General features: G+C 41.7%; 17 protein-coding genes. All 17 read left to right on the forward strand.

What is annotated here, in order from left to right; translation table 11 throughout:
• Nucleotides 1–29: 29 nt before the first annotated feature.
• Nucleotides 30–1,388, forward strand: a complete 1,359-nt coding sequence (locus ODU39_RS00350) for a 6-phospho-beta-glucosidase (RefSeq protein WP_105249375.1) — start codon at nucleotides 30–32, stop codon at nucleotides 1,386–1,388.
• Nucleotides 1,385–2,785, forward strand: a complete 1,401-nt coding sequence (locus ODU39_RS00355; protein WP_160864330.1) for a glycoside hydrolase family 1 protein — start codon at nucleotides 1,385–1,387, stop codon at nucleotides 2,783–2,785. The genes ODU39_RS00350 and ODU39_RS00355 overlap by 4 nt, the downstream gene beginning before the upstream one ends.
• Before the next feature lie 9 nt (nucleotides 2,786–2,794).
• Complete coding sequence (locus tag ODU39_RS00360) at nucleotides 2,795–3,901, forward strand: DUF871 domain-containing protein (protein ID WP_398579604.1); 1,107 nt, start codon at nucleotides 2,795–2,797, stop codon at nucleotides 3,899–3,901.
• A gap of 91 nt (nucleotides 3,902–3,992) precedes the next feature.
• Nucleotides 3,993–5,987: a BglG family transcription antiterminator gene (locus ODU39_RS00365; RefSeq protein WP_398579605.1), complete on the forward strand. Its 1,995-nt coding sequence runs from the start codon at nucleotides 3,993–3,995 to the stop codon at nucleotides 5,985–5,987.
• A gap of 12 nt (nucleotides 5,988–5,999) precedes the next feature.
• Complete coding sequence (locus ODU39_RS00370; RefSeq protein WP_014638782.1) at nucleotides 6,000–6,311, forward strand: PTS sugar transporter subunit IIB; 312 nt, start codon at nucleotides 6,000–6,002, stop codon at nucleotides 6,309–6,311.
• 1 nt (nucleotide 6,312) lies between these two features.
• Nucleotides 6,313–6,627 carry a PTS lactose/cellobiose transporter subunit IIA gene (locus tag ODU39_RS00375; RefSeq protein WP_136670467.1) on the forward strand — a complete coding sequence of 105 codons (315 nt, stop codon included), beginning with the start codon at nucleotides 6,313–6,315 and terminating at the stop codon, nucleotides 6,625–6,627.
• An 18-nt stretch (nucleotides 6,628–6,645) separates the two neighbouring features.
• Complete coding sequence (locus ODU39_RS00380) at nucleotides 6,646–7,086, forward strand: DUF3284 domain-containing protein (RefSeq protein ID WP_114866943.1); 441 nt, start codon at nucleotides 6,646–6,648, stop codon at nucleotides 7,084–7,086.
• Nucleotides 7,087–7,130: 44 nt separating this feature from the next.
• Nucleotides 7,131–8,507 (forward strand): PTS sugar transporter subunit IIC, encoded by a 1,377-nt coding sequence (locus ODU39_RS00385; RefSeq protein ID WP_253212901.1) that lies wholly within the window; start codon nucleotides 7,131–7,133, stop codon nucleotides 8,505–8,507.
• A gap of 325 nt (nucleotides 8,508–8,832) precedes the next feature.
• The gene (locus ODU39_RS00390) at nucleotides 8,833–9,441 is read left to right on the forward strand and encodes a CHAP domain-containing protein (protein WP_398579606.1); all 609 of its coding nucleotides are present in this window, start codon (nucleotides 8,833–8,835) and stop codon (nucleotides 9,439–9,441) included.
• Nucleotides 9,442–9,782: 341 nt separating this feature from the next.
• Complete coding sequence (locus ODU39_RS00395) at nucleotides 9,783–10,586, forward strand: amino acid ABC transporter substrate-binding protein (protein WP_367303169.1); 804 nt, start codon at nucleotides 9,783–9,785, stop codon at nucleotides 10,584–10,586.
• Between the two features lie 12 nt (nucleotides 10,587–10,598).
• A complete protein-coding gene (locus ODU39_RS00400) occupies nucleotides 10,599–11,258 on the forward strand; it encodes an amino acid ABC transporter permease (protein WP_136670464.1) in 660 nt (219 codons plus the stop codon).
• A gap of 9 nt (nucleotides 11,259–11,267) precedes the next feature.
• Nucleotides 11,268–12,014 (forward strand): amino acid ABC transporter ATP-binding protein, encoded by a 747-nt coding sequence (locus ODU39_RS00405; RefSeq protein WP_398579607.1) that lies wholly within the window; start codon nucleotides 11,268–11,270, stop codon nucleotides 12,012–12,014.
• Between the two features lie 365 nt (nucleotides 12,015–12,379).
• Nucleotides 12,380–13,318: a LacI family DNA-binding transcriptional regulator gene (locus ODU39_RS00410; RefSeq protein WP_398579608.1), complete on the forward strand. Its 939-nt coding sequence runs from the start codon at nucleotides 12,380–12,382 to the stop codon at nucleotides 13,316–13,318.
• 184 nt (nucleotides 13,319–13,502) lie between these two features.
• Nucleotides 13,503–19,808, forward strand: a complete 6,306-nt coding sequence (locus tag ODU39_RS00415; protein ID WP_398579609.1) for a pullulanase — start codon at nucleotides 13,503–13,505, stop codon at nucleotides 19,806–19,808.
• Between the two features lie 347 nt (nucleotides 19,809–20,155).
• A complete protein-coding gene (locus tag ODU39_RS00420) occupies nucleotides 20,156–21,604 on the forward strand; it encodes a PTS ascorbate transporter subunit IIC (protein ID WP_398579610.1) in 1,449 nt (482 codons plus the stop codon).
• Nucleotides 21,605–21,662: 58 nt separating this feature from the next.
• On the forward strand, nucleotides 21,663–21,941 hold the full coding sequence (locus ODU39_RS00425) for a PTS sugar transporter subunit IIB (protein ID WP_009910950.1): 279 nt from the start codon (nucleotides 21,663–21,665) through the stop codon (nucleotides 21,939–21,941).
• 62 nt (nucleotides 21,942–22,003) lie between these two features.
• Nucleotides 22,004–22,489 (forward strand): PTS sugar transporter subunit IIA, encoded by a 486-nt coding sequence (locus tag ODU39_RS00430; RefSeq protein ID WP_014736516.1) that lies wholly within the window; start codon nucleotides 22,004–22,006, stop codon nucleotides 22,487–22,489.

Below are 22,489 nucleotides of genomic sequence, written 5' to 3' on the forward strand. Positions count from 1 at the left end.
ATAAAAGAAGATGAGGGAGGGAAAGTGTATTGAAAACTCTTAAATTAGTGACAATTGGTGGCGGCTCAAGTTACACTCCGGAATTGGTTGAAGGTATGATTCTTCGTGCACATCAATTACCCATTCGAGAATGGTGGTTTGTTGATGTTGAACAAGGCGCAAAAAAACAGGAGATAGTAGTTGAGTTAGCACGGCGAATGGTCGAAAAAGCAGGCCTGGACTGGAAGATAGAGTCGACCTTAGACAGAAGAGAAGCATTGATAGAGGCTGATTTTGTAACATCTCAGTTCCGAGTTGGCCAACTACCTGCAAGATACTTAGATGAGACCATTCCCTTGAGTTATGGGATGCTGGGGCAAGAGACCAATGGGGCTGGAGGAATCTTTAAAGCTTTTAGGACCATTGAAGCATATAAAGGGATTATCAAGGATATGAAGGACTTGTGTCCGAATTCTTGGTTGATTAATTTTACGAATCCTGCTGGTATCGTAACGGAAGCCATTGTTAATGAACTCCACTGGAAGAAAGTTATTGGTTTGTGTAATATCCCTATTGGTCAAAAGAAACTTGCTACTCAGATTTTAGGCCAATCAGAAGGAGACCTAAGTACGCGCCATATTGGGTTAAATCATTTTCACTTCCATGAAGTTTGGGATAAGTATGGGGAAAATCGTACGCAAGTAGTCTTAGAAACATTGTATGGGGATTTGAGAGAGGAGACGCCAGAAGCAGTCAAAAATATTACCAATCTAGAGTTTCCTATTCAATTGCTTCGGACGATTGGAATGTTGCCCTGTGACTACCATCGTTATTATTTTTTGGAACAAGAAATGTTAGAGGATGCTTTGGAACAGTATCGTCAGGGTAATGTACGAGCCAAGGTTGTGCAAGAAGTAGAGACAGAATTGTTTGAGCTTTACAAAGACCCACAATTGAAAGACAAACCAAAACAGCTGGAACTACGTGGGGGTGCCTACTATAGTGATGTTGCCTGTCAAATTATTTGTGCTATCCATAATGATAGTAGAGAAGAATTGACCGTATCTACTGTAAATAGAGGAGTTATTCCCTATCTACCTGAAAATTGTGTGGTAGAAGTCACCTCGATTATCTCTGCGCAAGGAGCAACTCCACTAGCTTGTCCACCAACTCCGCCGATTGTAACCGGCTATTTACAACTGATGAAGCAAATGGAGCTTGTCACTGTTCAGGCAGCAATGACAGGTGATTATTCCCTGGCTTTACAAGCTTTTACACTCAACCCGCTTATTTCAAACGGACCACAAGCTGAAGTGCTATTACAAGATATGTTACTTGCACATGAGAATTATTTGCCACAATTCGCACCAGCTATACAGCACATAAAAGAAAGAAGGAACAATCAATGACTAAAGACAAGGTATTTTATCAATTTCCAACAAATTTTTTGTGGGGTTCTTCTACATCAGGACCTCAAAGTGAGGGAATTGAGCCAGGTGATGGAAAAGGACAGAACAACTGGGATTATTGGTATAGTATTGAGCCTGAACGATTTCATAACAAAATTGGCCCTAGTCAAACATCAACATTTTACAAACATTATGAAAAAGATATTGATTTATTAGTTGAAACTGGGCACACTGTATTTCGGACTTCCATTCAATGGTCGCGTCTTATACCAACAGGTACTGGAGAAATTAATCAAGAGGCGGTGTCCTTCTATCGTTCGGTTTTTTCTTTGGTAAGAGCAAAGGGAATTCAGCTCTTTGTCAATCTTTATCACTTTGATCTTCCCTATTGTTTACAAGAAAAAGGTGGTTGGGAAAATAAGGAAATTGTTCGAGCCTACGAAGCTTATGCACGTACATGTTTTGAATTGTTTGATGACTTGGTGGATCGTTGGATTACCTTTAATGAGCCGATTGTTCCAGTAGAGTGTGGTTATCTAGGAAATTATCATTATCCATGTAAGGTTGATGCAAAAGCGGCAGTTGCAGTGGCTTATCATACACAGTTGGCAAGTTCTTTAGCTGTAAAGGCATGCCATGAGGTAAATCCTCACAAAAAAATTGCTATTGTCTTGAATCTAACTCCAGCCTACCCTCGTAGTGAGCAAGCAGAGGATATAAAAGCAGCTCGAATTGCAGAATTGTTTCAAACAAAGAGTTTTCTAGATCCGTCTGTGTTAGGAGAATATCCCGATGAATTAGTCGAGCTGATTGATGCATATGGTCTAATGCCAGAGGCCAGCGATGAGGAATTAGCCATTATTAAGGAAAATCGTGTGGACTTCCTAGGGGTGAATTATTATCAACCCCTTCGGGTACAAGCTCCAACCAATAGTTGGAAAGAGGGAGAGCCTCTTACTCCGGAACATTTCTTTGCCCCGTATGATATGCCAGGTAAAAAAATGAATCCGCATAGAGGTTGGGAGATTTATGAAAAAGGAATTTATGATATTGCGATAAATATTAAGGAAAATTACCATAATATCGAATGGTTTGTAACAGAAAATGGTATGGGAGTTGAAGGAGAGAACGCGTTTAAAGACAATGGATTCATTCAAGATGATTACCGGATTGAATTTATCGAAGATCATTTAATTGAATTACATCGAGCTATCCAAGAAGGGGCGAATTGTAAAGGATACATGTTATGGACCTTTATTGATTGCTGGTCTTGGTTAAATGCATACAAGAATCGATATGGATTAGTTGAACTGGATCTAGACACGCAAGAAAGAATTGTTAAGAAATCAGGCAAGTGGTTCAAGAAATTGAGCGATGCTAATGGTTTTCATCGCTAGGAGGAAATGATGGTGGAACTGGGCTTTTCAATTTATCCTGAAAACTATTCGCTAGAAGAGAGTCAAGCTTACATTAAACTTCTACACCAATACGGAGCAAGGCGCCTATTTATGAGTTTATTGCAACTTGAAAATGGAGATTTAACAGTTTTCGAATTGTATCAAAAACTAATTGACTATGCAAATCAACTTGGGATGACTGTCATTGCAGATATCAGTCCCCATTTTATCGCAGCGCAAGGTTGGGATGGGGCATTGATGGATCGTGCAGCTGAACTGGGGTTAGCTGGGATTCGTCTTGATGAAGCTCTTCCTTTGGAAGAAATCATTGAGATGACACATAATCCATACAACATAAAAGTTGAATTGAATTTGAGTACAGATAAGACCTTGTTGTCCAATCTTTTGGCTAGTATTGCAAACAGGGATAATATTATTGCCTGCCATAATTTTTATCCTCATGCTTTTACAGGTTTATCCGAAGAGCACTTCTTAGAGATGTCATCCTTTTATCATCAATCTGGCATAAGAACTGCGGCATTTGTCAGTGCACAAACAGCTTCTGAAGGACCGTGGCCATTATCTGAAGGCCTGCCAACTTTAGAAGATCATCGGTTCAGGCCTCTTCCCTTGCAAATTGCTTGGATGAAGGCAACGGGTTTTATTGATACTATTTTGATTTCAAACCAATTTATCTCGGAGGAGGAACTACAATCCATTCAAACAGTTTTAAATGAAGATACAATCAGCCTCATGGTTGATATTGAGGAGGGGTTGACTCCCGTTGAAAGAGAGATTATAGCGTTTGATCATGTTTATCGAGGTGATATTTCTGCTTATGTTCTGCGTTCAACCATGCCTCGTGTGGTGTATAAGGACGCATCTGTACCGGCTCGGTCAGACAAAGCAATTCCTGTGGGACGAGGAGATATCTTAATTGATAATGATTTATATGGTCGCTACAAGGGTGAATTGCAAATTGCACTCAAAGAATTTACCATCAGTCCAAAGGTAAATAAGGTCGGACGAATCAGCCCAGACTATCTTCCCTTGTTACGCTTTATTAAACCGTGGCAAGAGTTTAAACTGGTCATAGCTTCCGAGCACTTTCATTAATAATGCGGAAAAAGTAGGTACCTCTAGAAATCGCTTTCATGTTATAATGTACCTATAAGAAATCAAAGACTGTTGGAGGAAAGGAGGGAGCATGTTATCTAAAAAAGAAGTACGCTTGTTAGAGGTTTTACTTGCAAAACAGGAGACATTTGTACCAAGCATCGAGCTAGCCAAGGTATTATCAGTGAGTGATCGAACGGTAAGAACGTATATTCATCAACTGACATCTTCTTTAGAAAATAGCGGTGCTCATATCCTTTCAAAACAGGGTAGTGGTTATTGTTTACAGATTGAACGGCCAGTTGAGTTTGAAATGTTTTGGCAGGAGCAATTGCACTTAAAAAAGCAATTAACCGATTTAACTCAACTAGAAGAAGCGGGTGATCGGCAACGGTATATTCTCAATAAACTCTTGTTTGAGGATCCGATTCAGTCACCAGATTGCTTACAGAGAGAGCTATTCATTGGAAAGACTACACTTCATTCCATTTTGGCGGATATTCGGAAACTGTTCGCACCCTATCAACTAGAACTCCTAGTGACACGTAAAGGAATTGAGCTAAGAGGGGATGAACCTGCTATCCGTCACTTTATTATGGATTACTTTTTTGATGAGGGAAGTGTTCAATCTGTTTATGGAGTTGTCGAAACCAATCTATTGCCAGATATACGATTCACTGACTTAATGTTAATCGTTTTAGACGAGTGTCGGGATGCTACATTACGTTTATCGGATTTTGTCATGCAGAATCTAGTGCTCCATATTGCTCTTCTTTTACAACGGATGAAAATTGGGTCTGGTCTAGACCGATTCCCGATATCGGAGTGTATTCAGTCGTCTCAAGAGTATCTTGTAGCACAGCGGATTATTGAACGAATCGAAGAAACGTTTCAAGTGACGATACCGTCAGAGGAAGCAAATTACATTGCCTTGCACCTTAAGGTAAAACTAACGGGGAATCCGAATCAAGATGGTGAGGTGGAAGAGAGATTTAGACAAAATGTGGAGAACAGTCTCCTGCATTTATCACAATTAACAGGCCTAGAGTTGTCAAAGGATCAGCAACTATTCAAAGGAGTTCTGGTCCATTTGATGCCATTACGTATTCGTTTGGAGAATAATATTCAACTGGGAAATCCCTTAACTACTGAAATTAAAGACCAATATTTTGAGGCTTTCGAACTAACAAAAACAGCATTTGCAGCGATACCAGAACTAATGGGGTATTCGATTTCGGATGATGAGTGGGCTTACCTTACCTTACATGTGATGGCGGCAATAGAACGTTATCAGGGATTTAAGAAGACCAGAGTATTGGTAGTCTGTGCTACCGGAATTGGAAGTGCATTGATGTTAAAGAATCGCTTGGAGAAAGAATTTTCATCCAGCTTAGAAATTCTTGATACGGTTAGTTATTATGAAGTGACAGAGGAACGACTGAAGGATGTTGATTTGATTATTTCATCCATTAGCTTGTCGAATCTAATTTTTATGACCCCAGTCATCAATGTCAGCGTCTTCTTATCAGAGAAGGACATTGAGGCTATTCGATCTCATTTACAGCAAACGACCCCAGTTATTCCTGACCAAGGGGAAAATGTGCTAATGGAAGTAGGTCAGGCTAAGCAGATTGCAGAAGCAGTATTTGCTCCACATAGAATAGTCTACCTTGAGGAGGATTGTAACCGAGAAGTAGCCTTGAAGAAACTAGTAGCTTCTTTGAACGAATCCATTGAACCTGATTTTATTGATCGCTTTATAGAACAAGTGAATTTACGGGAATCTTACAGCCCGGTTGTCTTTGGGGAACGGTTAGCCTTCCCTCATCCAGCCTTGCCGATGAGTTATTCAGAACAAATTGTTGTAGGGATATATAAGAATGCTGTGGATTGGGGCCATGGAAAGCAAGTTCAATTCGTCTTCCTATTGTCACCGTCAAAGGGTCGAAATGCATTTCTGAAGTATATCTCACCTTGTCTGGTTGATTTTGTTCAAGATAGAGTTCTCCAAGAACGTTTGTTACATCATCCAAATTATAAAGAATTAATTGATATTTTTATTCCCCTCATTCAAAGAAAGGGGTAGGAGGAGTTTTTTATGAAACACATTATGTTAGTTTGTAATGCAGGTATGTCTACAAGTATGCTTGTAACTAAGATGCAAAAAGCAGCAGAAGAAACAGGGGTTGAAGCAACTATTTGGGCTGTTCCAGTATCTGAAGCCGATAATGAAGTTGCTCAAAAAGAGATTGATGTATTACTCTTAGGTCCACAAGTAAAATTCCTATTGAATGACTATAAGGCAAAATTTGAGCCAGCTATTAAGGTAGATGCTATCAATATGATGGATTACGGAGTGATGAATGGAGCTAAGGTGCTAGAGGCTGCCCTAAAAATGATGGAGGGGTAGTATGAATTCTCCAGAGTATCTTGAAGCGATTATGGGGCTAATCATGTACGGTGGTGAAGCAAAGGGCTTCGCTAGCCAGGCGATTCGAGCAGCCAAGGAAGGTCGTATTGACGAAGCGGAACAGCTGCTCCAAGACGCAACAGCTTCATTGAATATTGCCCATAAATCACAAACACAATTACTAGCAAAAGAAGCAGGTGGAGAGTCTGTAGAATTATCTTTGTTAATGGTACATGGACAAGATCACTTGATGAATGCTTTGACATTTATTGATTTAGCGAAAGAATTCGTAGATCTTTATAAACAGATTGGATAATTATAGGAGGACTGGGTTATGAAGATATCGAAAATAGGTCAAGTTTCAATTGAGCGACTTTTCGCTACTATTCGTCAATCCTTAAAAGATGATTTTCAGCAAAATACGGGGTCCACTTTGCAAGATCAAGATATCATCCAAGGGCTTACTTATACAAAGGTTTTTGGTGATAAAGGTCAGCACAGTGTCAAAGTGATCATCGAAGAGTTTTCAGCACCCAATTGTTACGCAGTCTGTTTTCACTCTAACCGAGGTAAAGAACATGTTTGCTATCGGCTAGAAGATTTAGGGAATGCTCAAACTAATATAGAATATTCTTATGAGATGGAAGCTGGTGATATTTTTGTAAAAGGCAACTATTTTCTCATGGAAAAACTTTTTTCAAAAAGTATAAAGCGTCAGACAGAGGCCCAATTAGAAGCCCTTATTCGCCATTCTGTAGACGGGGCTTCAGCTTAATATTTCGATCATATACAATAAAAAAATAGAAAAGGAGACAGATTATGTCAAATATTTCTGAAAAGTTTATGGAAATATCTGGTAAGATTGGTTCGCAACGTCACTTGATTGCGATTCGTGATTCCTTTATTTCCATGATGCCTATTACCATGGCAGGTACGGTGGCCGTTCTTTTGAATGTCTTTCTGAGGGATATTCCAAACAATATGGGCTGGACAGGTTTTGCAGAGGCCATGCAGCCAATTATTAACATCAATGGTTATGTTTATTTTGGAACCATTGGCATCATGGCGCTTGTTTTTGCCTTTACCTTTGGTTACAACTTGTCTTTGATGTACAAGGTCAATCCTTTGGCGGGTGGTTTGATTTCCTTCGCCTCCTTCATTTCAACTATTCCTCAAAGCCTCACCGTTTCAACCGCTTTAGAAGGGGTGGACAAATCGGTTATCACTGCTTTGGAAGGTTTGGGATTATCCATTGTGACGACAGATGGAGTTTCAACCTTGGAAACAAGCCAGTGGGGAGCTATTGCATTGAAATATGGCGGTGCAACAGGTTTGTTTACAGCACTGTTTATTGGATTTCTCGCTACATGGGTCTATGCAAGTCTTGTAAAACGGAATGTCATTATTAAATTGCCAGATTCTGTTCCACCGGCAGTTAACAAGGCTTTTGCGGCTATTATCCCAGGAACAGCGGCGATTTATGCTTCTTCTATTGTGGCATATCTTGCATTTACTCTAACAGGACAATCTTTGGGAGATTTAGTATCAACTTATATTCAACTGCCATTACTTGGTCTGTCACAAGGTCTTGGGTCAGTCATTCTTTTAACTTTCCTTGTACAACTTTTTTGGTTCTTCGGTCTGCATGGTCACAATGTCTTGGCGCCCATTATGGACGGAGTCTACATGGTTGCACTAAATGAAAATGCGGCTGTTTATACTGCAACTCATAGTACTGCGAATTTACCGTGGCTTTGGACTCGTGGTTCCTTTGATGCCTATGCTCAAATGGGTGGTTCAGGCGTCACTCTAGCTTTGATTATTGCTATTTTCATTTTCTCAAAACGAGAAGAATACAAAATGGTAGCTAAATTATCTGCTCCAATGGGTGTATTCAATATTAACGAACCAGTTACCTTTGGTATACCAATGGTATTGAATCCACTGTTTGCTATTCCATGGCTAATTGTTCCACCGATTTGTGCAACTATCGCATACTTAGCGACAGCGGCAGGTATAATTCCGCCAGTCTTTGCTCCTGTTCCATGGATTACCCCTCCAGGACTCTACGCTTATCTAGCAACAGGTGGTAACATTATGGCTGCGTTGGTTTCACTCTTCAACCTCTTTGTTGCCTTCCTGATTTGGACACCATTTGTTATTGCAGCCAATAAGGTTAAGGCTGGTGAGGAATAATGTTTTCCAAGAACAAATCTCCCTTCTTATTAGCACTAGGATTTTTCCTTATCGCGATTAGCCCGCTTTATGGGAATAAATATCTAAACATTATATCTGGTTTGGTTTTTATTCTAATCAGTGTACTTAGGAGTAGGAGAAAATAATTACACTAAATTGAAAACGACTTCCGTATTGGAGGTCGTTTTTTTGACAAAAAGTCCGAACACTGTGATTGTTAAGAGATTGCAAGTTATCTGTAATATTTGTTACATTTCTTTAAGCTCTCTGCAAGGATTATCCCTTAGGATAGATAGGGCAGAAAAACACGAAGGAATCAAATATTATGAGTTATCAAATGATAAAAAAACAATTCAAATTGGGACTGTTTACAGCCCTCATAGGAAATCTTTTATGGTTGGGAATGGTGAATGTCAGTGCAGATGATACAGTTATAAGCGATAGTCCGACAGTATCAGCGTTAACAAAAAAGGTTGAAGCTGCAAAAATAGCAGCTAAAGCTGCTGCAGAAAAAATTGTGGCTGAGAAAGCTGCTGCCGCTGCAAAGGCTGCTTTGGCTACCAATATGGTGTCAGAGGTTGCTGTGGAATATACTGCTAATACCTATCCAGCTGGTCAGTGTACTTGGGGTGCCAAAGAAATGGCTCCTTGGGTTGGAAACTATTGGGGTAATGGTGGAGATTGGGCAGCTAGTGCGGCAGCGCTTGGATATGAAGTAGGAACTACTCCAAAAGTTGGCGCTATTGCTGTATGGACAGATGGAGGCTACGGTCATGTTGCCTATGTAACAGATGTGGCAGCTAACGGGCACATTCAAGTTAAGGAATCAAACTATGGTGGGGTATACTCCCCAAGTAATGTCCGAGGTTTCTTTGATCCAACAACGACTAGCGAAGGAACAGTCAGCTATATTTACCCACCAGCTGGAGTATAATTAATATGAGATATAAAGACCGAGTAGGTCTCAGATTGAAGAAAAAGTCCATTTTGGGCAATTTTCTTCAATCTTTTTTCTTTATGTTGAAAATAGAACAACTCTCAGAAACGATGAAATATCAATGTTTCTAAGAGTTTAATGACTTGCTATCTTTCGCAAACCTCTTCAATTTTTAATATTTTTAGGAGTTTATCTACGTTCTGAGATCGAGTAGGTCTTTTTTTATGCTCCGATACTTGATTAAAATTTTTAATGTCCCTGATAGAAAAAATATATTGGCTGGAAATAGTTATTCATGATACTATTATAAAATATGAAAAAGAAAGTGTGTTTTAATTATGAAGAAAATAGCTATGTTTACAAGTTTATTGTTTGCGGGTATCGTGTTAGCAGCCTGCAATTCATCTGCAGGTACATCGAATAGTACAGACCAAACCCTCTTGACACAAATTAAGGAAGAAGGCGTTATTCAAATCGGTACTGAAGGTACCTATGCTCCTTACTCTTACCACGATGAGAGCGGAAAACTGGTCGGTTATGATGTAGAAGTAGCCGAAGCCGTTGCTGAGAAATTGGGTGTTAAGGTGGAATTTGTTGAAACAGAATGGGATTCCATGATTGCAGGTTTGGATGCAGCCCGTTTTGATACTATCGCTAACCAAGTCGGTATTACAGATGAGCGTAAGGCAAAATACGATTTTTCAACACCATATACATACATCTATGGAGCCTTGGTAACACAGAAGGATAATACTGATATTACAAGCTTTGCAGATTTATCTGGTAAAAAATCTGCCAACAGCTTGACAAGTAACTGGGCAGATTTGGCGCGTGAAAATGGTGCAGAAGTTGTCGGTGTGGATGGATTCTCTCAGGCAGTTGAATTGTTGAACACAGGGCGTGTGGATGTTACCATCAATGACAACTTGGTGTACTTGGATTATGTGAAACAGCATGCTGATGCACCGATTAAGGTTGTGACCTTGACGGATGATGTGTCAACAACAGCCTTCCCAGTTGCAAAAGGAAATGAAGATCTTGTGAAAGAGATTGATGCAGCCTTGGCAGAATTGGCTAGTGAAGGAAAATTAGCTGAAATTTCAAACAAATACTTTGGTGAAGACGTATCAAAAGCTAAGTAATCAGGAGAAACAATGACAGAGAGAGTATGGCAACTATTGCTTGATTCATTTTCACAAATACTTGTTCCAGGATTGTTGGTGACTATCCCACTGACCATCTTGTCTTTTGTCTTTGGTCTAATCATTGCTATTGGGACAGCCTTGGTGCAAATTGCTCAGATTCCCATTCTCAAACAAGTGGCTCGTTTCTATATTTGGGTTGTTCGAGGGACGCCACTCTTGGTTCAACTCTATGTGATATTCTTTGGGCTACCAAGTCTAGGAATTGTCTTGGATGCCTTTCCGTCGGCGGTTTTGGTTTTTTCTGTCAATACAGGTGCCTACGCTGCGGAAACCATACGGGCTTCTATCGAGTCCGTGCCTAAGGGGCAGTTGGAGGCTGGCTATTCTGTCGGGATGAGTTTTGCCCAGACCATGCGTCGGATTATTCTCCCACAGGCCTTTCGAGTGGCCTTTCCGCCCTTATCGAATACCTTGATTGGATTGGTTAAGGACACATCTTTAGCGGCTAATATCACGGTCTTGGAGATGTTTATGGCGACTCAGCAGATTGCGGCAAGGACCTATGAGCCATTTGCCCTCTATTGTGAAGTTGCTCTCATTTATCTATTCTTTTCAACTATTTTGACCAAGCTTCAAGCCTATGGCGAGAAGAAGTTGGCGGTCTATTAGGAGGTTCAGATGATTCAAGCAAATGGAGTAAAGCTGGCTTTCCATGGTCAAGAGGTATTAAAAGGCATTGATGTAGAGGTCAATCCAGGAGAGGTGGTTGTTATTTTGGGACCATCTGGCTCCGGAAAAACAACCCTTCTTCGTTCCTTGAACTTTTTGGAAAAAGCTGACGCGGGTCACCTAGTCTTCGGTGAGGACAGCTATGACTTGGCTCAGATGACAAAGAAGGAAATTGCAGGTATCCGCAAGCGAACAGCCTTCGTTTTTCAAAACTACAATCTCTTTGCTAATAAGACTGCCCTGCAAAATGTGACAGAAGGCTTAATTGTAGCTCGGAAAGTTCCCAAACAAGAGGCTGAAAGAATTGGTAAGGCAGCCTTGGACAAGGTTGGCCTGTCGGACAAATATGATTCTTATCCGAGCCAGCTATCAGGAGGTCAACAGCAACGAGTTGGCATTGCCAGAGCTATTGCAACTAGTCCCGAGGTCATCTATTTTGATGAACCAACCTCGGCCTTGGATCCTGAGTTAATCGGTGAAGTCCTGGCTGTCATGATGCAGTTGGCAAAAGAAGGTATGACCATGGTGGTTGTGACGCACGAGATGGGCTTTGCGCGTGCGGTAGCTGATCGAGTCATATTTATGGATGGTGGTCGGATTATCGAAGAAGGTCGACCAGAAGACATTTTTGACCAGCCAAAAGAAGAACGTACTAAGCAATTCTTAGCTCGCATTCAAAAGGTAGATGTTGAGTAAGCTAAGCAAATTAATTTATCTTATTTATTTCCACAATCGTACAGAAAATGGACAGAATTTAACAAAGATACTTCAATTGTTAGACATTGATTGGTCTAGCGGTTGGAGTATTTTTTGTTTAGAGGGAATCGATATTCTTATATAGTACTTTTAGCACGAGGCGATGAGCCGCAGGCATAGATGAAGTTAGGTAAGGTGAGCTAAGGAAGTAATAGGAGGAAAACTAAATGACGATAAATGTATTCGAAAGGTCTTTACTTTTTAGTAATAAATAGTATATAATAGCCTAAAGAAAACGTTTGCACAATTTTGACTGTTTGCTTGCTAAAAGATAAGTAACAGAAATAGAATTAGGGAGGAGTTCTATGACGACATTAGCCGATGTGGCTAGGTTAGCCAATGTATCAAAGATGACTGTTTCGCGTGTCATCAACCATCCAGAACAAGTTACACAAGAGCTACGGACACTCGTAACAGCTGCGATGGAAGAATTAAACTATAAGCCAAATGTGGCTGCCAAGGCCTTGGCCCAGCAACGGACATTGATTGTTCAGGCTGTCATTCTCGAAAAGATGGATGTGGTAGAGCCGTACTATATCGACCTTCTTGCAGGAATTGCTGATGAGCTCAATCATCGAAATTATACCTTGCAGTTGGTGACCAATCCCAGTCAGATTACTGATCAATGTGATGGTTACATTGTGACTGGCGCTCGAAAGGATGACTACCCTTGGCTGAAAGGTCTGCGGAAGCCATTGATTTTATTCGGGGAGAATCAAGAAGGCCTTCCTTTTGTAGATTCAGACAATCGTTTGGCGACTAGGTCCGCAACCCAGTTTGCTTTATCAAAAGGTTATGAGAGGATTGTTTTTGTAGGGATTGACTTGCCAGAAGCCTTTGAAAAAGGGAGAGAAGAAGGTTACAAAGATGCGATGCAGGGCCGAGAAACTCATCTCTATCGATTGGAAAATCGTTCTCGTGTTGCGGAAGAATTTGTGAAAAATCTTGATTATTTACCAGAAAACACCTGCTTTATCTGCGCATCGGATCGTCTCGCTCTTGGGGTTACAAGAGGTTTACAGGCTCTAGGAAAGTCTATTCCGAATGACGTTGGGGTAATTGGTTTTGATGGCTTCTTTTTAGATCGGATGTCCAGACCAGCCTTGACGACGATGAAGCAACCAATTCGTCAAATGGGGGCTCTTAGCGTCAAACATTTAATGACGATATTAGATGGCAAGCCTCTGGCTAAACAGGGGCATTACTGCCAGGCAACCTTAATTGAAAGGGAGACTACACCTTAGTAGTCTCTTTTTTTGGTCAGTGGGCCGTCTAGGAGCAAAAGAGGGGGGAGCTATTTATTCTATTTTAGTTAGATAGTAGTTCAAAACTTGTTACCGTTAACATTTAAGAAAACGTTTGCAAAGACTCCTTGGAATTGTATATACTGGTAGTGTACAATTCAAACTTATTTATATGGAGGAGTCTATGAAAAAGAAATCCGTTCAGAATATGAAACGAACAGGGATGCTAGAGAAGAAACAGATTTTTGGCATTCGTAAACTAAATGTAGGTGTAGCCTCTGTTGGGATTGCGGCTGCTCTGTTTTTAAGTGGAGCAGGTCAACTAGTGCAGGCAGAGGAAGTCGTCCTCCCTGCGTCAACTAGTTCAACGACTCTTTCGGAACAGGATGGCGGCGCGGTAGAAGCGACCACAACTGCGATAGGAACTACAGACTCTATGGTAGCTGAAGCGACAGCAGTAAGAGAAACAGCTGATGCAACTGCTTCAGAGGAAGCTCCTATCGAAGAAGGCAGCATTCGTCTGCACTTTGAAAATGTAGATGAAACAGCACCAGAAAGTCAAGGACTTTGGACTTGGGGAGGAGTGGCAGAGCCGTCCGATGGTAATCAATGGCCAACGGATACAGCGAATTTTTCAAGCAGTCAGGTAGATGACTACGGCCATTACGTTGATATTAAAAAATCTGAGACACCAGGAACGATCGGCTATCTGGTCCTCAAGAATGGGGAAAAAATAACAGAATCGGACCAAAAAGTGGAGCTTCTTGTTCCGGAACAGAATGAAGCCTGGATCGCTAGTGACTACAGCGTGTCTAGCTATGAGCCGCTCAAAGATGAAAATGTTCTCCGCATCAATTACACACGTGAAGACAACAATTATGAAGGTTGGGGCGTTTGGACTTGGGGCGATACGACTGAAGCGAGTGATGGCTGGCCAACAGGTGCCGTTGATTTTAAACTTGGCAAATACGGAGCTTATGTTGACATTCCTCTATCGAATGGTTTAGATTCTAAGCTTGGATTTCTACTAATCAATCAGAATAATCCAGATTTGGCTGGCAATAAATCGATTGATTTAGCTTTTGCAGATCGTAAACGGCATAGCCAAATTTTCCTTCGAAACGGTGACAACAAAGTCTATACAAATCCATATTTTATCGAAGAGAAAGTAGAACTCGATACCAGTAAGGCGACTCCGGGTACAAAAAATGTGACACTTGAGGCAAGTGTGAAAGCACCATTCAACTACAATGAAAGTGGCTTGGTATCTGTAACTGTCACCAACCCTGAAAATGCTGAGATTGTCAAAATGGAAGTCGATACAAGTGCCATCGGCGGAGGTCTTGTGCCAATCTCTACTGAGCTCAATCGTGTGACCATTAAAGCGACGTCTAGCACAGCGCCAGGGACCTATAGTCTTCCTGTAAAGGTCTATGACAAGGACAACGGTTACTACGAAACAAAATTGGATGTGACCATTACAGAGCGTATCAAGGCAGATGGTGAAAAAGACTGGGACGAGCAAGTTATCTACTTTATGATGACAGACCGTTTCTACAATGGAGACACCAGCAACGACAAGCTGGTGGAAGGAACGGCCTCCAACCCACGCGGTCTTTACCAAGGTGGTGACTTCAAAGGAGTGACAGCCAAGCTGGACTATCTGAAAGAATTGGGTGTGGACTCTATCTGGTTGACACCAATTGTGGAAAATATTCCACAGAATGTCGGTAGCGTAACAGATGGAGAGTACTATGCTTACCATGGTTATTGGGCATCCAATTTTGAGAAACTAAATCCGCATTTGGGAAGTTTAGCTGATTTTCATGAATTAATTGATGCCGCGGCGGAAAAAGGTATAAACATTGTTGTTGACGTGGTGCTTAACCATGCTGGCTATGGTACAGAAGAAACCTTTGCAGGCATGGTGCGGACTAAGGAAGAAGATAAGCAGGGAGATGATCAGCTCGGTTCGCTTTCAGGACTGCCTGACTTCAAGACAGAAGAAGCTACCGTTCGCAATCAGTTGGTTGCTTGGCAGGCATCTTGGTTGGAACGCTCAACAACTGCCAAGGGCAACTCTATCTATGCTTTCCGTGTCGATACAGTCAAACACGTTGATGATACAACCTGGCAGCATTTCAAAAATGAATTGGTGGATAGAGACCCTGACTTCCACTTGATTGGGGAAACTTGGGGAGCTAACTATAAAGATACCAAGGGTGACTTGGGTATCGGTACTATGGACAGCTTGTTGGACTTTGGCTTCAAGGATATTGCTAAATATCTGGTCAATGGTCAACTGAAAGCAGCTGGAAAAGAGCTGGAAGAACGTAGCAAGGTTCTGACTAGTGCAGCTTCTCTGGGTCAATTCTTGGGCAGTCATGACGAAGATGGTTTCCTCTACAGTCTTGGTGGCGCAGAAAAAGAAGGAAATCTGGATAAACTGAAATTGGCTGCTAGTCTCTTGATTACTGCTAAAGGTCAGCCAGTCATCTACTACGGTGAAGAATTAGGTCAATCTGGACAAAACAACTGGCCAGTTTATGACAACCGGTACGATTTCGATTGGAGTAAGGTAGAGACAAGTGACATAGAGGACCATTACCAAAAATTGTTGGCTTTCCGCAATGCCAATTCAACATTGCTCTCACGTGGTGATACAAGCACCCTTGCTGGAAATGATAGCCAAGGTTGGCTTATCAGCAAACGCAGTTACCAAGATCAAGCTGCCTATCTTGTCTTCTCAACCAATACCGAGAGCAAGGAAATGGCGCTTGAAGTATCTGATAAAGATGTGATTGTCACAGATGCCTACACAGGAAAATCTTATCAAGCTATCGAGAAAGACGGTAAATGGGTTGTTCAAGTCGAACTTCCAACGATCGGTCAAGGTGGCACCATGCTCCTTCAGACAGAAGCAGGTGACATCGTCAATGCAAGTGTGCAAGGAGTGACTGAAGAGCCAATTGAAGCAGGCTACTTCCGTGTTCACTTTAAAACTCTACCATCTGATAATCTATCTAGCCTAGGTTTATGGACATGGGATGATGTCGAAAAACCATCGTCAGATGTTGGTGCTTGGCCAACAGGTGCAACCAATTTCAGCACGGCTAAACAGGATGACTATGGCTATTATCTGGACATCAAGATGAAAGATGAAACAGCCAGCAAGATTAGTCTGTTGATTAATAACACTTCTGGTGATAACATCACAGGTGACAAGACCATTGAACGGATTAGCACCAAGATGAATGAAGCTTGGTTTGATGAAAACTACCAACTCAGCCTCTATCAACCGCTCAAAGAAGGCTACATCCGTATCAATTACTTCCGTACCGATGGCAATTATGACCAAAAAGGTCTCTGGATTTGGGGAGATGTGACTGATGTTACCTTGGGTGACTGGCCAAATGGTATTGATTTTGAAAACCAAGGCAAGTACGGTGCCTATATTGATGTCAAATTGACAGATTTACCAAGTTCCATTGGCTTCCTGCTATTGGATGAAAGCAAGTCAGGAGATGATGTGAAGATTCAGCAGAAAGATTATAGCTTTAAAGATTTGAAAAATCAGACACAAATCTTCCTCAAGGATGATGATGCGACTATTTACACCAACCCTTATTTTGTCAATAATGTCCGTGTGACAGGTGTTTCTCATGTTAGCCTAACAGCTCTAGAAGCAGCCTTTACAACGCTGGAAGGTGCTGATAAGGATAGCATCTTGGAGAAATTGTCTGTAACAGATAAAAATGGTCAGACAGTTGCTGTGACGGACCTTGTCTTGGATGCTACTAGCAACAAGGTGCGAGTCCTTGGGGATTTCAACCAAGAAAATGCGGGCTATACCCTCAAATATGGCAATGATAGCTTCACAACGACTATGAGCTGGCAATTGAAGGATGAGCTCTATGCTTATGATGGAGAACTTGGTGCGCGTGTGCGTCAGGCTGGTAGTGTCGTTGATATGACTCTCTGGTCTCCAAGTGCAGACAGCGTAGCAGTTGTTCTTTATGATAAGGATGACCAGTCTAAGGTGGTCGGTAAATTGGCCATGACCAAGGGCGATAAGGGACAATGGGATCTTGAATTGAATGGTCAATCAGGTCTTGGTATTTCGGACTATCGTGGTTACTACTACCATTATGAAATCACTCGTGGGGATCAAGCTGTTCTTGTTTTAGATCCATATGCTAAGTCTTTAGCTGAGTGGAATAGTGATTTGGCAGATACAGATCCATCTTATCGTATTGCAAAAGCTGCGATTGTGGATCCATCAGAAGTTGGTCCAAGTGATTTGAACTATGCCACAATTCCTAACTTCAATCAGCGTGAAGATGCCATTATCTATGAAGCCCATGTTCGTGACTTCACATCAGACCCTGCTATTTCTGATGAATTGACAGCTCAGTTCGGTACCTTTGCAGCCTTTGCAGAGCGACTCAGCTACCTTAAGGACTTGGGTGTGACCCATATTCAACTGCTCCCAATTATGAGCTACTATTTTGTCAATGAATTGAAAAATGCAGAGCGTCTCAGTGAGTATGCATCAAGCAACAGTAACTATAACTGGGGTTATGATCCACAGAGCTACTTTGCCTTTACAGGTATGTATTCTACAGATCCGACAGATCCAATGAAACGCATCGAAGAGTTCAAAAACCTAGTCAATGAAATCCACAAACAAGGCATGGGTGTGATTTTGGATGTGGTCTATAACCACACTTCTAAGACCTTCTTATTTGAAGATTTGGAGCCAAACTATTACCACTTCATGGAGGCAGATGGTACGGCTAAATCAAGCTTTGGTGGTGGTCGTCTGGGAACCACTCACTACATGAGCCGTCGTGTCTTAGTTGATTCCATCAAGTATCTTGTGGATGAGTTTAAGGTAGATGGTTTCCGTTTCGATATGATGGGGGATCATGATGCCGAAGCAATTGAGCTGGCCTTTACAGAGGCTCAAAAACTCAATCCAAATATTATTATGCTTGGTGAAGGATGGAGAACCTTTACAGGTGATGCCAATCAGCCTGTTCAGCCAGCAGACCAAGACTGGATGAGTTCAACAGATACGGTTGCGGTATTCTCAGATGACATTCGCAATACACTTAAATCGGGTTATCCAAACGAAGGTCAGCCAGCCTTTATCACAGGCGGTGCTAAGAGTGTAGAATCTGTCTTCAATAACATCAAGGCACAACCAGGCAACTTCTTGGCAGACGATCCAGGTGATGTGATCCAGTATATTGCTGCGCATGATAACTTGACCCTCTTTGATATCATTGCTCAGTCCATCAAGAAGGATCCGTCAGTTGCTGAAAACTATACTGAAATTCACCAACGTCAACGCTTGGGTAATTTGCTAGTCTTGACTGCTCAAGGGACACCGTTTATCCATTCTGGTCAGGAGTATGGACGGACCAAACAGTTCCGCCATCCTGATTACAAGAACCCTGTTACAGAGGACAAGGTACCAAACAAGGCGCATTTGTTGACCAATGCAGATGGAACGCCATTTGACTATCCATACTACATTCATGACTCTTACGATTCATCGGATGCGGTCAACAAGTTTGACTGGACCAAAGCGACAGATGAGGCGCTCTATCCAGAGAATACCCGTACTCAGGCCTTTACAAAAGGATTGATTGCCTTGCGCAAATCTACAGATGCCTTCCGTTTGGGAACAAAAGAAGAAGTTGAACAGAAGGTTAGCTTGATTTCAATTCCAGGTCAAAATGGTATTGCCAAAAATGATGTGGTCATTGCCTATCAAACCATTGCAAGCAATGGGGACCGCTATGCTGTCTTTGTCAACGCAGACAGCAAGGAGCGCAGTTTTGTTCTTTCTGATAGTTACAAAGAATTGCTGAAGGGTCAAGTGCTGGTCGATGGTAAGCGGGCTGGAATAGCAGCGCTGACTGATTTGGTAGGTGTGACATTGACAGATGATGCAGTTGTGCTTGCACCTTTGACTGCAACAGTGATTCGTTTGCCTTATATTATTACAGAAGCTCCAGATACAGCACCTACTGCTGAAGAAAAACCAACTCTAGACTTTACTAGGAAAGAACGTACAGAAGAAACTGTCCTTCCAATTGCAGAGGAAGTTCGCTATGATACCACTCTTGCAAAAGGTCAATCTTATGTCCTTCAAGAAGGTAAGGCAGGTAAGAAAGTTCTGGTTTATCAAGATGTTTTGGTTGACGGTAAGGTGGTCGCTACTAACTTGTTATCAGAAACAGTTGTTGATAGCGAAACACGTATTGTTGTGAAAGGCAGTATGGAGGCTAAGAAAGAGGCTGAAAAACCGAGTCTTTCTACTACTGCTCAAGCATCTAGACAAGCGACAAGTGCTGCAAGCAAGGCGAGTCTGCCGATTACGGGTAACCGACAAAGCGATTTGGCACTTCTAGGTCTCGGACTTGTTGGACTTGGATTGACAGTTGCTGCGCAAGGAAGAAATAAAAAATCGGAAGAGTAATAATATTTGGCTCTCCAGAGGAGCACTACTCAAAACCTTGTAAATCTCTTATAAATACAAGGATTGAGAGTATCACTTCCCTCTAGAAGAGGTTGGTTTTAAACCAACCTCTTCTTTTATGTTTTTTTGAAGTTCTTCTAATTTTTTAGATAAAATAACGTCTATTTATTGATTATTAGAATAAATGGGCTGGTGAACTATAGGGAGGAATTCTGATTAAATCAGCTATTAAAGTTCGGAAATAGTCCAATAGTGAACACAAGCCTGTGTTTTATTTGGTCTTTTTGTTTCCGCTTACATAAATTATAATTAAACCATAAAAATCATTTCAAAAAGGAGAATGAAAAATGGATTTCCTTCAAACCCCATTAAACTGGTTCTCACAGAATATCCTGCAGAATCCAGCCTTCTTCGTAGGTCTTTTAGTATTGGTGGGCTATGCTCTCCTAAAGAAAAAACCTCATGATGTTTTTGCAGGGTTTATCAAAGCGACAGTTGGCTATATGATTTTGAACGTAGCAGCTGGTGGTTTAGTAACAACCTTTCGTCCGATTTTGGCGGCTTTGAACTATAAGTTCCAAATTGATGCAGCAGTTATTGACCCTTACTTCGGTCTTGCAGCAGCAAATGGGAAAATTGCTGAGGAGTTTCCTGATTTCGTATCAACAGCCACTACAGCACTCTTGATTGGTTTCGGTGTCAACATCCTCTTGGTGGCATTACGTAAGGTCACAAAAGTACGTACTCTGTTCATCACTGGACACATCATGGTACAACAAGCGGCAACAGTCTCATTGATGGTGCTCTTCCTCATTCCAGCTCTTCGTAACCAATTCGGTACAGCAGCGATCGGTATCATCTGTGGTATTTACTGGGCAGTCAGCTCAAATATGACAGTTGAACCAACCCAACGATTAACAGGCGGCGGTGGATTTGCCATCGGTCACCAACAACAATTCGCTATCTGGTTTGTCGATAAGATTGCACCAAAACTTGGTAAAAAAGAAGAAAACTTGGATAACTTGAAGTTGCCTAGCTTCCTCAACATCTTCCACGATACAGTTGTTGCTTCAGCAACCTTGATGCTTGTGTTCTTCGGTGTGATTTTGTTCATCTTGGGTCCAGAAATCATGGCAAATCCAGAAGTTATCACTTCAGGTGCCCCATACAACCCAGCTAAACAAGATTTCTTCATGTATGTTTTACAAACAGCCTTCACCTTCTCAGTATATCTTTTCATTTTGATGCAAGGTGTCCGCATGTTCGTAGCAGAATTGACAAATGCCTTCCAGGGTATCTCAAGCAAATTGCTTCCTGGTTCATTCCCAGCGGTGGACGTTGCAGCTTCTTACGGCTTCGGTTCATCTAACGCAGTTCTTTCAGGTTTTGCCTTCGGTTTGATTGGGCAATTGATTACAATCGTTCTCTTGATTGTCTTCAAGAGTCCAATCCTCATCATCACTGGTTTCGTACCTGTATTCTTCGATAACGCAGCTATCGCAGTGTACGCTGACAAACGTGGTGGTTGGAAAGCAGCGGCCATCCTTTCCTTCATCTCAGGTGTCCTTCAAGTTGCTCTTGGTGCAGTCTGCGTTGGCTTGCTTGAATTGAGTGGTGGTTACCACGGAAACATTGACTTTGAAGTGCCATGGTTACCATTTGGACTTGCATTTAAGTACATCGGTATTGCTGGTTATGTTCTTGTCTGCCTCTTCTTATTGGCTATTCCGCAACTTCAATTTGCGAAAGCAAAAGATAAGGAAGCATACTATCGTGGCGAGGCACAAGCAGAATAGTATCCTTGGTCTGTAAAATCAGAACATAATGTATTAAAAATAAAATAGGAGTGAAATTATGGTTAAAGTTTTAACAGCCTGCGGAAATGGCATGGGCTCATCTATGGTCATCAAGATGAAGGTAGAAAACGCTCTTCGTCAACTCGGCGTAACAGATTTTCAATCAGCTTCCTGCTCAGTTGGTGAAGCAAAAGGTTTGGCGGCAGGATATGATATTGTCGTAGCCTCTAACCACTTGATTTCTGAGTTGGAAGGTCGCACGAAAGGTCACTTGGTTGGTCTTGACAACCTCATGGACGACAACGAAATCAAAACAAAATTACAAGCAGTGCTATAAATAGCCGTTAGGGGTAGGGAGTTTCCCTCCCCCTTTCATGTAGCGTGTAGAAGGGAAAAACTATGAATTTACAAAAATCATTTACAGAAAATAATTCCATTCGCTTGGGATTGACAGCGGAAACCTGGCAGGAGGCTGTTCACAAGGCTGTTGAACCGCTGATTGACAGTGGTGCTGCGACAGAAGAATACTATGATGCCATCATTGCCTCGACAGAAGAATATGGTCCCTACTATGTTCTCATGCCTGGTATGGCTATGCCTCACGCCCAAGCAGGTGTTGGCGTCTTGAAGGATTCCTTTGCTTTGATTACCTTGACAAAACCAGTCGTCTTCTCAGATGGGAAAGAAGTGTCTGTTCTGCTCACTCTTGCAGCTACCGATCCAAAGATTCATACATCTGTAGCTATTCCACAAATTATTGCCCTCTTTGAATTGGAAAATTCCATTGAGCGTTTGATTGCTTGTCAAACTCCTGAGGAAGTCTTGGCAATGGTGGAAGAGTCCAAAAACAGTCCTTACCTAGAAGGTTTAGATTTAGAAAGTTAG

Source organism: Streptococcus sp. 2021WUSS126 (assembly GCF_044427255.1).
Taxonomy (GTDB): Bacteria; Bacillota; Bacilli; order Lactobacillales; family Streptococcaceae; genus Streptococcus; species Streptococcus hashimotonensis.